Genomic DNA, 14943 nt, shown 5'->3' with positions numbered 1-14943 from the left:
TTGATATAAGCATTAAGGAAGTTCGATCGGTTGTCATGCGGGCTGCTGGTCAACAGGCTTGGTTACGTGGAGTCCCTATCCTACCGTCTTACCAAGGGGTTTTATGAAGAACATATCGATTGCCGTAGCAGCCCTATCAACTGTCTTATCGGCGCAGCCCAGTTTCGCTGGTCACAAAAATCTCTTACACGTTCATGCTCCGTTTCGTGACGGGCATTATGAACTGGGTGATCTGTTTACCAATTGTTGTGACGGTAACGAAGCCAGCGCCCAGATTTTGAACGTAACAGGAAAGGGATTTGGCGCTCAATTGCAGGTCACGCAGCCGTTCTGCTGCGACTCAACTTACGCCTTAGCCGGCATTAGAGGCGTTGACTGCACAAGGCTGAAGAAGACGATTCAATTTACTGTCACCGGGTTGGGTACAGATCCTGCACCGGTTGCGAACTTCGGAGTCGATGTCTTTTGGACGGATGGACAGACTGAACATTTTAGTTTCTGTACCGTCGCCAACGGCGGTCTGTTTAGACAAGGAAATCAGTTTCTGTTGGTGACCGGCGGATCTAGCGGAGTCCCTGCAGGCGCTACGTTGACCGAAATAGATTTCGAGTTGGATGGTAACTGTGTTACTGGCAAGCAAACCGCATTTGTTCAGAATGTGTTCATTGACAAAGTTCCAGTGAACTACCAGCTTGATGCTGCGAGCGCTTTCTGTGGCGGTTGCGGCTGAGGCAATAGAGAGATCGTAGCAGCTGCTTGCCGAAGCTTTTAGGTTGCAGATCGAGATCAGTCACAAACATTCGCTCTGGGGTTTAGTGAGTGAATTGAGTCAGCTCGCGTGCCCTTGCTCATTGAAGCGTAGTCTTTATTGCGAGGGCTGACCATCTTGCGCGGCACCCGGACCGACGAAGCTCCAGTGATGAAAGTCGTTTTTTATCGGACCCCTCGAGTCCCCCTGTCGCCATCCACGCGCATGCAGTGTTGCATTGACAAATGGATCGTCATAAATTTGCACTTTCACTTTGGGATCAGGGTTGTCTTTGAAGTCGATTGCGTTGCCAAACCCATGATTCGATTTGCCGACTTTTGCGTGTACTCCTGAATTGCGCCACGCTATTGCCTCTTCCTGCGCGAGCGTTCTTCCGGCGCCGTTGAGAGGATCGGTCTCCAGTTTTTTGCCGACCTTTGCCAGTTCTTTGTTTACGTCGAAAAGCGCTTGCGCTGCCGGTCCGGATTCCCAGTATGGAACGTTTTGAATGAAGACGCAGCCGTTGACATTGCCGTCTTTGTCATGAGTGGAAACAGTCACGTTGCCCGACTCGCCAATATAGCGAGGGTCGGATACTTTTGCTTGTATCTGGTTGTAAAGCTCTGGATCGCGGTCTTTCACGAAGTCCAGTGCATTGGGTTGGTCTTTTGGGGGCGGGATAATATCAACTGGAAGTTTGGTGCATGGATTCAGTATTTTTCCATTGGGGATTTCGTTGTTTTCGATCGCGTGATTGGTGATTGGGTTATTGGTGATGATTGGGTTATTCCTAATTGGGTTATTCGTGGATTTAAGTCCATGTGAGGCTTCTTGTGCTGCAGCCTGATGTGCGACGACAGCCGTTGCTAGAATGATAATGGAAATAAACTTTTCTAATCCCACCAGAAAAACCACTTCTTGCTGTTAATCAGCGACTTGCCCAGGTTCGCGACAGTCTGAACGCCCTGGTGAACAATATCAGGACAATACACAAACTGTTCGTGCGCGAGCTTCATTGCGGCTTCTTTCGTTGTTGGAGGTTTGTGCACCAGGAACTCCATCAGGTCGATTGTAATGCAAACCAGTTCGGCATCATATTCGGTGCCCCAGTATCTGTGCACCGCGGAGTGATTGGCAGGCGCGATGCCATCGTTTGAATTACCCCAACATAACACAGCGCAAACTTGCCAGGAAATTTTGGTCGGGCAAAATACAAGCTGCAAGATCGCATCGCTTCCTGAACGAGAAACCAGGTAGAAATCCTCACTGGCAGTTTCTTCTTGCGCTGTAGCCCAGTCGCCAATTCTTTCCCTATCGTTGGCGTCGGACAATTCCTCCGTGCGCTCTTTGAAAAACTCGGCTAAGTTCGCTGAAAGCGCTGCTTTTATGGTTACAGCGGTGTCGTTTTCGTCTTCGAATTCCATGTATTCGAAGAGTTGATCATAATCTTCTGTGATAACCGGATAGTATCCAGTTTTCTCAATCAGCGACCGAGCAAGCTTCCAGGTCTGGAAGCTTTTATCGGCGCTCACGTCGATCATATAGAACGAGTCGGCCGGGTCCGATCTGTTACTCTCTTCATCTTCGTCCTCCCCACCTTCAATGGAAACTCGTTGGAATGTCGAGGTGTCGATTCCGGCTGCTTTTAGCTGTGCAATCAGGTTGTCCTTTGACCGCTTCGTAGGGCTAGTTGAAGCGCTTCCGCCACTTATTTCCACATAGCCTTTTTTGAGTTTTTCTTGCACAAGTTTATCGTGTTCATTCTTTGCTTCTTGATTGGAATTGAAAGTTTTGGTTGAGCTCAGTCCGTTTGTTCCGATTCTTCCGTAGTTGACTGTGAATGAATTATCATCGAGCTGGATTTCCCAAAATTTGTCTGAGCCGCCCGCGCTGTATTCGAATCGTCGCATGTCTAGCTCCCAGCCCAAAAGAATTTCGAGTCTCGATCGTTTTGGAATTTATACCCGCAACGGATGGTTTGTTCAAGCTTCCTGAACTGATCAGTACCCTGGAGGCAAAGCCGCTAAACGAAGAGCAATCACTTGTTCGATACGGCTTGCATACAGAGTAGCTGTCTGTGTAGTGAGCATAAATAGTCGCTCCAGAGCACACGCTCTCCGCACGAACCCTTCGCTTCGGCTATCGACTGGATGCTTGCGCCCAGTTCAGAGAGTCCCCAGCGTGACAGTTGCGTTCCCAGCCGTTGAATGCGTTCTGCCAGGTTTTCGTTCAATCGTTTTGTTCCTGATTCGGCGAGTTGTAAGAGCAAATTTTCCGTCTCTGATAGCGCTGCAATCAGATGAGGTGGTGACTGTTCATTTATGTCGAAATAGTTCTGGACATGGTCCCAGCTTTCATCATCGGATAATGTCGTTTGTATCCGTGGTTGCCGCCCGAATTTGGCCCGAAGGCGGTCAAGCAAGCCAGTTTGAGCGATTTCTATCAATTGCTGGTCGAAATAGGGATTTAGCACTGTATCATCGCTTCTGCTGCCTTGACTGAGGAGCGATATTGGCTCGAATGTTACGTCGTCGTCTGAGAATTCCAGCCGTACCACGATACGATTGATCTTGTCTAAGGCTGGTTTCAGAGATTCGAGAAATGTGATTGCTCTCTCATTGGCGCTTTCCCACGGCAATGTCAAACGTATCGAGTGGTTCGACGAATCAAAAATTTCCCAGCAAAACCTCTGGCGCATTTCGTCGTATGTGCGATTGCCCCAGGATTTAGGCTCTAAGATTACGACGCGATCGAGTGCATTTGAAACTTTTAGACCGATTGGAAATTGATGCGCTGCGTACGCTCTTGCGTCGGCGAAGTCAGAGAATGCTCGTCCCTCGAACGTTTTCGCGTCAAACATCGCCTTCGTCATTTCAGCGACTGAACTTTGCTGAGCATTTGATATTCTGCCGAAAGGGTTGACCCGCGCGTCCTTTAGAGTGAATGAAGAGCGGCATAACTTATCAGCGGAGTCTGCCGACCAGATTTGCTCCATGTTGTATGCTTGTTCCGCATCACTGATGCTGAAAGTGTTGCTGGGTCGACTTATTGACCATGAAAGAAATCGCTTCCTCTCCGCTTCCCAGAACAGACACGTAAGACCATGGAATCCGGATCGCGTTTGCCAGTTATAGGCTCCGATACCGGTCAATTTGATATCGCCGGCAGGGTCATACTGGCTGCGCGCAACCCCTGCCAGGTGGGCAGGAAAATTAATTGATGAAGCTGTCTCGTCTGCATTTTTCTCGGCAAATTTTTCTAGTGCTTTGATCAAACAGAAGGCGCGACTCATAGTCGAAAACAAGTTTTGGGAATCTGCTGCTACATTCTTTGAAACCAGCTGGGAGACTTGATCTGAAATGGTCTTTAGTAAGGTTGATAGACGCGGTAAATGAACAGCTGATGCGGATATGGACAGAGTGAATAGTCGCTCGATCAAGCGAGTGGACGGATGGGCGACCCCAATATCCATCATGCTCACCAACAACTTTCGTGATTCCTGCAGAACCTGCAACTGAGTTCGTGGGGACTCAATATCAATTCTCTCAGCTAGACCTGGCTTGAGGTCTTTTCCTGCTCTCTTTTGTAGAAGGATAATGGCCGTCGCGACCCATTTCTTGTGCATTTGTTTGGGGGCGGTCGACAGCATGCTTTCAAGCAATTTCAAGCCCCGCTCTCTGCCGGGCATAATCTGGATTTCTATGCTGTGCTGAGGAAGGCGGAGCAAGAGTCCTAGTTTGCTCTCGACTTCTAATTCCATTGAGTCGTTCAATAGAACAAGTAAATCTGATACCAGTTTCTTACCGGCCCATTTAGAAAGGTCATCGACGGTTAGCGACAGAAGCGTTTCTCGAAGGCGTGCGGGATCGATCTCCGAGGACGTTTTAGAAGGAGCTGCGGACTTTGTGGTCGGAACTGTGTCAGCATCAGGCGGAGTGCACCCGGGATGGGGGCGCTCTATGTCTTCCAGAGTTGATAATACTTTTGGTGACCAGTTGTCGCGCAAATATATGGCAGCCGCCAGTATCTGCCGAGTGATACCAGAAGCGATTGTGTCGTCTGTTGCTTTCGCTGGTCCTTCGACGGGCATCATCACAGACCAGTCCGGACCTACAACTTTGATAGCATTGTCGGTTTCTTCAATTTTCAGTGTTTGCCCCTCAAGGTCTTTCAGGGCTCTGCGCACGAGGCCTTTATTTGCCAGAGCAACCAGAAAGTTTTCGTCTACAGCGGATAGAACTGTTGCTAGTTTGATTCGATCGGCGTCGATCATTAGCGGCTCCCTTGCATGACTTCGGCCAGCCAGCGTGCCAGTTCAACCGGCGTTAGAGCCGCAATCTCCATGCCCTCTGCGGCAAGTCTTCCGGCTAACTTTTCATCGTAAAAGGCGCCGCATTTTTCATCGAGTGATGCCAATCCGATCAATTTCACCCCGGCTTCTCGCAGACGTCTTATCGCACCGATCAGCACGCGCGGATCGGCACCCTCGCAGAAATCGGTCACAAGAACAAGCACCGAGCGCTTGGGCTGTGATACCAGTTTCTCGCAGTAGGCAACTGCTCTGCCAATGTTGGTGCCGCCCCCGAGTTGAACGCTCATCAGCACCTCGACAGGGTCTGAAACGTGCGCACTGAGGTCGACTATTGACGTGTCAAAGACAACCAGTCTCACTCGCACCATTGGCAGAGCAGAAAATATGCCGGCCATTACCGCTGAATGGATAAGGCTGTTAATCATCGAGCCTGACTGGTCGATGCACAAGATTACTTCCCATGGCATGTGCCGCTGCACTCGCTGGTAGAATCTCGGGTCGCTGACAACTATCTGTTTTCTCTCTGCGTCCCAATTTTTGAGATTTCGTCGAATCGTGTTTCGAGCGTCGAAATTGCGAGCGCTTTTGTAAGCGCTGGAAGAGAAGCGATTTAAGCGCCCAGACATTGCGTTGCGAATCTGACTCAGAAGTTTGCGCTTGATTTCTTCAACTATTTTTGCGATCAGACGACGCGCTTCAGTAAGAACCGGTCCGCGCATGTGACCCTTGAGGGTAAGCATAAGTGCCAGCAGTTCGGTGCTGGGTTCAAGGTTCTTCAAAGCTTCTGGATCGTTGATTATGTCTACCATGCCGTATCGCTCAAGCGCATGCTTGGTGATCTTTTCGCAGGTGGTTTTAGGAAACAGTTCGCGAATCTCCTCCAGCCAGGTCGTAACGTTGAGTTGCGACGGGTCGAGAGAGCCCGGTCCGAGACGTGCGTCTTGTCGTACGCCTCGTCCCGTGTATTCGCGCGAATAGAGCTTCTCTAGAGCTTCCTCCATCCGTTCTTGATTTTGATCTAACACCGAAGGCATCTTGGGCTTGGCGTACTTCCCAAGCACGAGCCTCCAGCGGGAAAGCGCTGGCGCATTCTTTGACTGTGTTTTGCGTCTCTCGCTATTCACGTATTCCGTCCGCCTCTAGAATTTTCAGTACGCGATCATTTAGAGTCAACCCCAGTTGCAAATCGCCCTCAGCGATCTCGTAGTGGACGAGCGGTCCCAACTCCGCACCTTCGTATACATTCGACACTTTCTCAGCGACCCTTGAGATGTCGGAGGGAGTGAGAAGTGAAAATGCCAGGCGCAATTCGGGTAGCAAATTTAGAAAGGTTTCTTCCTCCCAGGTCTGGAACTGTGCATCGATGGACTGAATGATTTCGGCTACTTGCCAGGCTATCTCGCAGGCAGTTGTGAGCAGACCTCGAAGGATACCGGCAGTTTTTTTCGGGTCATTGTTGGTGCCACCAAGATAGCCGCAAACGATAGCGATCAATTTCTCATGGTCAATTCGACTTTCGCCGTAGAGGATGCCGGCCGCAGCGCCAACCAGCATAGACTGAGCTTCGTGGGGCGGACAATTGATGATAGAGTTGAGCCCGCTGAAGAACAGGTCGATATCAAACTCGTTGCTATCGGAGTTGACGATTTCTCTGAGGATCTTCAAGGCTGCAACAAATTCTTCCACTCGATCTGCAGGGCATCGTGCCGTGTCGCTAAGCAGATGGCAGGCGCGGTGATATGCCGCTTGCATCAATTGCGGCACGGCTGTCAGGTGCGATGCTTCAAGTGGTTCGCGCGCTTGCAGAAGCAGCTCCAGTTGCGATAATGCTGATATTGCAGACGAGACCAGCGGATCTTCCGCGATGTGGATATCTATCAGCGGCACCATTTTCAGCGACTGCGTATGCAGACCAAGGCGGCAAGCTTTGATCAGCAATTCTACGGCGGTAGCACTGGACCGTCCTTGCGAGTTATCTTCCAGATTCGCTAGTTGGGTTTGCAGGTGTGTCGCAGCAGCTTCTTCGATTGTGGTGCCGAAAGTAGATGCTTCGATCAGCCCGCTTTCGACATTTGGTGACCAATTCGTCTCCCATCTCTCGATGATCAAATCGAGCCGCATTCCATGGACGAAATCTGGCCCGTCTACAAATCGAGCGAATGGCACATTGAGCGAAGACAGCCGGTGAAAGAAACGGCTAACGTAGCGATGATTGGCGTTGCGGTACAGGTCCAGAGAGAATTCTTTGTGTTCGACGCGATCCAGGGCTATCTTAAACCGTTTAGCCTCTCTGTAGAAATCGTCTACGATTGGTGGACTATCGCAACCGGGAGGAAGCTCACCGATGCGGTCTCCAGCCATGACTTGCCTGACGATAGTTGAAAGTGCCGCGCCTTCAACGTTGACTTCGCCTTTGACGCAGCAAGAGCGAATGCCGTCCAGCACATCCTCTCGCATGGGCCACGGATGCCCGCGTAAATTTGCAAGTTGTTTTGCCATTTGCAGCGCGGCGATCGAATCAGGTGTGGTAATCAGATTCGGCAGCATTAATTCGCGCGTGCGCCTGGATATTTCCACAATGAAATCAGCACCGGCGCGTTCTGATTCCCTTATACGTGCAGTTGCATTTTCTGAGCTGCGCTCGGAATGCCACAGCCGGTCGTAAAATGCTGGTGACGGCATTCCCGCGGAATAACCAGCCAGTGAGTCAAGCCGATCGAAGCTAAAGCGCATCAGCCACATACCTTGCTCATCGTCAGTAAATTCAATCTTCTTCGGTCGTTCTACTTTTTGCTCTACCAGGTCGGGTAGTGCTACGGTGTGAAACCCACCGGTGACAACCAGAATTTTGCCGCCGCAGTTGTTTTCCAATTCTTCCACGATCGCCGCTGCCATGCAGGCTTCTCTTGCTATGGTGCCATCCACTTCCAGATCTCTTTGCGTGTATTCAAGTCGCGCCATAGCACAGTAGGTTGTCAGCCTATCTATGAACGCTTCGACAGAAAGCGTTTCTCTGCCGGCTTCGAACAGGTGATCCCAGAGTTCATCAAAATCGCGGCAGCCCAATTCGCGAGATAGGGACTGAATGTAGCGGCTCTTCTTCAGGTGCTCATCTTCTGCCAGAGAATCTATGTGCACAATCTCGTCCTCTGGCTTCTTTTGAACTCTGTATTGATTCAAAATCATTTCGCCGTACTGCAGATCAATAAATTGCAAACGCGCACCGATTTTTCGGCCGCTTCGTAGTGCCACCAATTCTGGTGAGTAATCACAGAATGGGTAGTAGGCGGAGAAGCGTGGTGGACAGTCTTTGAGGATAAGTTTCTGGAGTCGTTCCTTCTTGTCGATAAAATTGGTGAAGAGCGCGACTGGACACTTGCAATCGTCGTCGGTTAGTAAGTTTATTCGTGAGTTGAAATTTGAAGGTCCTTCGACCAATATTGAAGCTGGTTTGTTTTCTAAAATCCATGTTTCGATCAAGGCGGCACAAGCCGGCGAATGGTGACGAACTGGAAAGTACGTTATTCGGTCAGTTCGAAGTTTCTGGAGAAGCCTGGCTACGATTTGCTGCGGATCGTTCGGCGCAGCTTCACCTTGCCCGACATTGCGTGGCACGGAGTCGCTCAAGCTATGATTACTAACCAAGAATGCCTCGACCGTCGTAGAAAGACTTCCAGTGTTCATTTTTTTTGGCGCGAGATTTTACGACGATGTCGAAATATTGCCGCACTTTTTTGGCGTCTTCGTCTGAATCTTTCAATACGGTGCCGACTATCTGTTTGGCGAGATGCTCACCTTTCAACCTGCCATCGCTGCTGAAGTAGCAAGCGTCGAGACCCGCCGCAAAAGCAACGGCGACTGCCTCTGCCGTGCTCATCGTGGTCGACGGTTTGTCGACAACGGTGCCTTCTTCAGTGCGGCCCTTTCGAAGTTCAATGAACGTCGTGACCAGAACATCGAGAACATCACGCTCTACAATTGCTGCGGCATTAGCATTGTGCAGCAACTCTTTCGCTTGTTCCAGGACCAGGTCCAGCTCGAAGTGTTTATCTGCAATTGCAGGTACTGTTTCAAAATTGAAGCGCCTTTTAAGCGCCGCTGACATTTCGTGAACGCCACGATCGCGCGTGTTCGCCGTAGCGATGACATTGAACCCCGGCTTGGCGAAAAGGATGTTTTCTGACTCTTTCAGTTCAGGAATATTTAGCACTTTGTCGCTGAGAACACTGATCATTGTGTCTTGAATTTCCGGCGGACAACGTGTGATTTCTTCAAATCTAACGATCTTTCCGTGCTCTAATCCATGATAAAGAGGCGCTGGGACTAGAGCTTTTCTCGTCGGTCCTTCTGCCAGCAACAACGCATAATTCCAGGAGTATTTGATTTGATCTTCGGTAGTGCCTGCGGTGCCCTGAATGGTCAAGTTGCTTGAGCCGCTGATTGCCGCAGCGAGCAGTTCGGACAACATTGATTTCGCTGTACCCGGCTCACCGACTAAGAGAAGACCGCGATTGCTCATCAATGAGACAATTGCTCTGTCAATCATGGCCGGCTCGCCATGGAACTTCTTTCCAATTTTCAACTCTGCTGAGCCATCATTTTTTTTGACTTTGCCCTGCGCAGAATCGCTGCCCAAAATAAAAGTTCGAACAGCGCGCGGGCTCAGATTCCAACCTGGCGGTTTTGTGCCAGTATCGCTCTTGGCCAGGGTTTCGAGTTCTTCGGCAAAGCGAATCTCGACGGGCTGTCGCAAAAGCTCTGAATGATTCGTACGCTCAGCGGTTTTCAAACTTTCGTCCATCAGAATCTTGATTTCTCCTCCCACTTTGGATCGAATCCGCTGCCATCGGCCGCGATGCGTTTCATGTCGTTATAGCATTCGCTGAGGAGAACAGGGGGAACTTTGGACAAAACGATTTTTGTTTGGGACCAGACTGAGTTATTTGCATTGCCTGCGGTTGAAACGAAATAGAGTTCCCTCAGTGCGGCAGGTATGTCTGACTCCGGTAAGTAACTACCAGTGAATTCTATGACGGCTTGCATGTTCAGGGAGGTAAAGTTCTTCCGATAGACGCAGAAACATCCACCATCCTCAGCTTCACCTCGCACATAGCCAAGTTTTACAGCTCGTCCGCGGAGTTTGAAGGTCGAAATCAAGTATCCAACGAAATCTTTTACGTCGGTTTCCTTCACTTTCTCGGGCGGAAGCTCATAGACCTGGCGATTGCATTGTTCGAACAGTGGTGTCACATCGTAGTCCTGGAAATGCTTTGTCCAGGCGTCTGCAAGCTCTTTCGAAATATTGCAGGAGTGTGCGAGTTTCACAATTGCATCAGCTGGAATGTCCACCGCTTCGTCCTGCTCGTTTGTCAGTGAGCCGTCTTCGAGTGGGCGGAAGACACCAATGAGTTTTTCTTGTTCCGCTCCCTCTGCTTTCGGAGGTTCGAACGCTACCCATGCGAGCCGCACGCAGAGTCGGCCGACAATAGGATGTTCAGCCAAATATTCTCGCCAGTCTTCGAATTTCCATTGACGCTGAGTGCATAGTGCTTCGTAGAGTCTTTCCGTCTGGCGCTTCATGACTTCTTTCACAACTTTTTTCGCGTCTGTGAACTCTTTCTTTGCTGCTTTTGCCAGTTCCGGATCGTCGTTCTTTCCAGGTTCGGGCAGGGCTTTGATAGTTTTGGATTCGCCCTTCGCTGTTACCATAGGCTCGAGCTGATCGTTAAGTGATACCACAAACTGGCGCGCACCATAGTCTAGTTCAAGAATGCAGCGATTTTTGATAGGTTCACCATTCTCGTCTACTGGTCGTTCGAATCCCGCGTCAGGGACTGTTCTGTCGGCTAGTTCGTCCAGGGTCCACCCGCTCTGCTCCGCGACGGAATTGACAAATGTGGTTGCCAGTTCTTTGATGCTCTTGGTTCGGAATCGGTTGGCGATTGAGAGTAAAGTTTGAAGTGCCAGCGGGTGTGAAATTCGCGACAGAACTTCGATCAGTGCTTTGCATTGCGCGGCGCGATTGCCGTACCATTTGCGAATATATTGTTCTGCAATTTTGACACAATCGGTGTCTCCGGCTGCTGATACGATCGCCAACATTCCCTTTTGTTCAATCGCCGAGTACAAGCACGTGCCCATGTAATTGTCATATTGTGCTTTGAAGACATTCGATTTGTCGTTCTTGTGTGCATCCAAGAACCATTTATGAGTTGAATATTGTGCCCATAGTCTGTCGGCATCCGCTTGAGCCCTTGCTGTCGCATCTTCATGTGAGATGGTGGCGGTGTCGCGTGCCACCCATGCTTGTAGTACGAATCTTGCAAAGCGCGCTGCTTCGCCCGGATTGCACATCTCGAGATAGCGTTTGAGGATTGGACCGCACGAGGGCGACTTCTGCTGAATACTTTGTACGATCCACCATTTTGTGATATTTGCATCAATTTCTGCGCCGGTATCTTGCCAGTGCAGTACCGGCAGATTATCGAGAGGCACCCAATCGGAACCGGTGGGAAGCTTCTTTGCTAATCCTGCTTTTGCTTCTTGCAAGAGTTTATCGCGATCAAGAAATTCGTTTACATCCGCCTTTAAGTTGTCGAGCGCCTGGATAATGACGCCTCTGGTTGACTCACCTTTTTCTTTCAGGAAAGCTTTTTTGAGAGGCTCGATGGCAGACTTGTCGCCGAGTCGGCCTAGCCATTCGGCAGCGGCTGAACGCACGTTCGCCTTACCATCTGAAAGTGAGCCGATGATCTTTTCCACTTTACCTGGCACTGTATTTAGTGCATCCTGTGCCAAGCGTCTGTCTGACTTCGATTCAGCTAGAGCCTGATCCCAGACAAGTGGTATGAATCGTGCGGGCAGAGTCGGGAACATTGCCAATACTTTGTATGCCGTGCTGCGGTTGCCGTCATAGATGCTCCCTGTAGTGGTCGACAAAGCGCGCTCAATCAATTCTGGTCTCTCGGCGAATGCAGGCCAGATAGCCTCAGGCTCCCAATCGCAAAAATTCGACCAGGTGTTGGACAGAAGATATGTCGATGACACCAGTCCTGCTTTGAGGTCGGGTAAAGTAGCCGCAGCGGCGTCGAATTCGCGCAGCCCAAACGTGTTACCGCAACGTTCGCGATAGGGCTCGAGTATGTTGTTGTGCTGAAGCCAGACTCGATCATTAGTTCCATAAGCATTAACGTTCAACATTCGTAAGAAGTACATAAACCGCACAATGTGGCTCAGAGTCACTGCGGGTGGTGCTAAATGCTCGCCCATAACTGCTGGAAAAGTATGTGACCATTGTTGTGTTTTTATTGACAGCGGAAACGGATTGCTGTTGTCTTTGCCTTCGATGAACTTGACGATCTGGTCGAATTCTGATTGTGTCAGGGGTACCGGCTTTTCCGGTTGTGGCAAATTGGGGATTTGTTTGCGTTGTTCGTCGTACAGCTTGCATTGTCCTTCGAAAAACTTAAGGGCGAGCTTGTAGCCATCTTCCATGTATTTATTGAACTGGCTCCGCACTTCTGCAGGCAAATCGTGCGGTTCTAAATCAATGTTGACTTCGCACACCTTGAGCGGCTCTTCTACAGCCACTGCTTTTGGTGCGGCTAGATATTTTTCTATAGTTTGACGCACTCGATCCGCCTTTTCCGTTGCGAGGTGTGATTCGAGCGTATCTGTGCATTCCTCGCCATATAATCGCCAGAGTAGCGTTGTTGCTTCATTGCGTTCGCTGGCACCACCTTCTTTGAGAACTTTCTCAATATGGGAGCGATAAAATTCTTTGTACGCGCTTAGCAGAGGCAGCACTTGTTCTCTTACCGTCTTAGAACTGCCGGTGCCATAAGCCACCAGCACTTCAGGCATTTCCTTGAAGTTAAATGATAGTTCGCTCAAAATCTCCAACGCATACTTGCGCTCTTCGGCGTCAGAAGCCATCAAGCAAGATTTGACAGTCTTGCTGTGTTTTTCCAAATGTTCTCTCAATCCACTAAAGGTGTTGGACACAGTTCCTGAATATGCATCGAACCTGTAGCTACGAAAAAGATACTTCCATTGCTGATTGAGCGAGAGCTTGACCAGTATGTCTTCGGGTAATCCGCCAGCAGCCAGAATTTTTTCGAGTTCTGTAATTGTCCACTGTGGAGGCGCTTGCGGTTCTTTTGACTTGAGGTAAGAGTAGCAGTGGCAAGCTTCAATGAGGAGAATCACCAACCAATCTGGCGATCCCGCGCTGAGGATGCCTCGATAACCGTAGTGATCGTGTGAGGCGGCTTCCAGAACGCGACAGTATCGGAAGCAAACTTCGGCGGGTGCTCTGTGCTTAGCGTGGAAAACTCTCTGCCTGTTTATCGATGGATCACTTTGTAAGAGATAAACTTGCGGTCCATAGCCCATTTTTTCTGCTGCTGCTGCGTTGCCGCGCAGTTTCAAGAGACACTGTTCGTCGCTATCGTCAACTACAAATCGCAACAAGTCTGCGGCAAGCGCCGGATCGACTTGTGCGACGGGCTCAATCGCTTTGCTGTAAGTGTCTATTAGTTCGTTACTTAACCCGAGAGGATTCTCTAGACGAGGTCCGTCATTTTTTTGACCGAGCTGGAAGATTTTTTTGAAAAAGTCCACTGGTTATTACCCCTCGCCACTTCTTGTACTGGACCTTTTGTGCCCCGTTTTGGGGAAGATTAATGCATCTTTGCCAGTTCATTATATGAGAAATGAATTTGCTTGGACCCTGTTATTAGCCAGTTGCTTTCGAAATGAGTGTCACACCTTGATGTAGATTTTCTTCCAATCCAGAATCTTGCAAATGCCCCAACACAGAACCATAGCGCTGATGCCGAATAACATTGAGCCCGGTTCTCCCGGAACAATAGATTGAATACGCTCTGTGAAATAGCGATAGACGTTCATATCGCTGGAAACGTACGTGTGGATCATCGCAATTATGAATAGATCACTGAGAACATAGATGAAGAGAGTGTTTTTGCCAAAGACGGTAAAAAATTCCGTCCATTTTACACAGTGTAATTTTTCGATTATCGCAATCAACGCTGCCAGTATCACTAAGTCTATGCCGACCGTTTGCAAAACATACGAGCTCGTCCAGAGTTTTTTGTTAATCGGCAAGACGATGTTCCACAGCTGTGCGAGAGCGATAAGAATGCCGCCTGCACCAGCGAGTTTGATCAGTGAGTCAGTTTTATCTCCGTGCTTTTGAATGAAGCACCCCGTGTAGTATCCAGCCAGGACATTCACCACTGCTGGTATCGTGCTGAGTATGCCTTCCGGGTCGAAGGGAATGCCTTCGCCCTTGTACATGTGGGCGTCCCCCAGGATCAGCCGGTCCAGCGGAAGTACGGCGTTTCCTTGCAAGCTGTATGGATCACCTGGTGCTCCGCAAAAGTACAAGATCGCCCAGTAACCGAGCAAGAATATTATCGATAGAGCAATTACTGCTTTGCGCGGCAAGTAATGGATCATCAGTGATGCACCGCAGTAACACAGAGCGATTCGTTGCAAGACGCCGAGAATGCGCGTGTGCGATAGCGGTTTTTTGAAAGGCAACCAGAGTATTATGAATCCGATCAAGAATATTATCGCGGTGCGCTTGAGTGTTTTTAGCAGCACCGCGCGATTGCCTTTTGCCTCGTATTTGCTCAGGGTGAAACTGAGTGCATTGCCTACGGCAAATAGGAAAGATGGAAATACAAGATCTGTCGGAGTGAAGCCGTGCCACTTCGCATGGTCAAGCGCCGGGTAGATTAATTTCGAAGTTCCTTGTGTGTTGACAACAATCATGAAGCATACGGTCATGCCTCTGAATACGTCTAGTGGAAGGAATCGCTTCGGTGTCTGCTCTGTCACAGAATTGGCTCGTTTGACT

9 protein-coding genes are annotated in these 14943 nt (G+C 49.7%); 1 reads left to right on the top strand and 8 read right to left on the bottom strand.

Annotated elements, in window-relative coordinates; translation table 11 throughout:
- Positions 1-103 precede the first annotated feature (103 nt).
- Positions 104-730 carry a hypothetical protein gene (locus EKK48_08130; protein ID RTL43703.1) on the top strand — a complete coding sequence of 209 codons (627 nt, stop codon included), beginning with the start codon at positions 104-106 and terminating at the stop codon, positions 728-730.
- Between the two features lie 135 nt (positions 731-865).
- Here the strand turns inward: EKK48_08130 and EKK48_08125 are convergent, their stop codons facing one another.
- From EKK48_08125 to EKK48_08090, 8 genes are all read right to left on the bottom strand, one after another.
- Complete coding sequence (locus EKK48_08125) at positions 866-1651, bottom strand: hypothetical protein (protein ID RTL43702.1); 786 nt, start codon at positions 1649-1651, stop codon at positions 866-868.
- Positions 1642-2658 carry a DUF4253 domain-containing protein gene (locus tag EKK48_08120; GenBank protein RTL43701.1) on the bottom strand — a complete coding sequence of 339 codons (1017 nt, stop codon included), beginning with the start codon at positions 2656-2658 and terminating at the stop codon, positions 1642-1644. Before EKK48_08120 ends, EKK48_08125 begins: the two co-directional genes overlap by 10 nt.
- 128 nt (positions 2659-2786) lie before the next feature.
- Complete coding sequence (locus EKK48_08115) at positions 2787-5021, bottom strand: hypothetical protein (protein ID RTL43700.1); 2235 nt, start codon at positions 5019-5021, stop codon at positions 2787-2789.
- A complete protein-coding gene (locus EKK48_08110; GenBank protein RTL43848.1) occupies positions 5021-6094 on the bottom strand; it encodes a VWA domain-containing protein in 1074 nt (357 codons plus the stop codon). The genes EKK48_08115 and EKK48_08110 overlap by 1 nt, the downstream gene beginning before the upstream one ends.
- A gap of 82 nt (positions 6095-6176) precedes the next feature.
- Positions 6177-8705 (bottom strand): hypothetical protein, encoded by a 2529-nt coding sequence (locus tag EKK48_08105; GenBank protein ID RTL43699.1) that lies wholly within the window; start codon positions 8703-8705, stop codon positions 6177-6179.
- The gene (locus tag EKK48_08100) at positions 8698-9861 is read right to left on the bottom strand and encodes an AAA family ATPase (GenBank protein ID RTL43698.1); all 1164 of its coding nucleotides are present in this window, start codon (positions 9859-9861) and stop codon (positions 8698-8700) included. Before EKK48_08100 ends, EKK48_08105 begins: the two co-directional genes overlap by 8 nt.
- Positions 9861-13682, bottom strand: coding sequence for a DUF4132 domain-containing protein (locus EKK48_08095; protein RTL43697.1), 3822 nt, complete (start codon positions 13680-13682; stop codon positions 9861-9863). The genes EKK48_08100 and EKK48_08095 overlap by 1 nt, the downstream gene beginning before the upstream one ends.
- 141 nt (positions 13683-13823) lie before the next feature.
- Positions 13824-14924 carry a DUF1624 domain-containing protein gene (locus EKK48_08090; protein ID RTL43696.1) on the bottom strand — a complete coding sequence of 367 codons (1101 nt, stop codon included), beginning with the start codon at positions 14922-14924 and terminating at the stop codon, positions 13824-13826.
- Positions 14925-14943 lie beyond the last annotated feature (19 nt).

Source organism: Candidatus Melainabacteria bacterium (assembly GCA_003963305.1).
GTDB lineage: Bacteria > Cyanobacteriota > Vampirovibrionia > Obscuribacterales > Obscuribacteraceae > PALSA-1081.
This window is presented reverse-complemented; position numbering and strand designations above follow the sequence as displayed.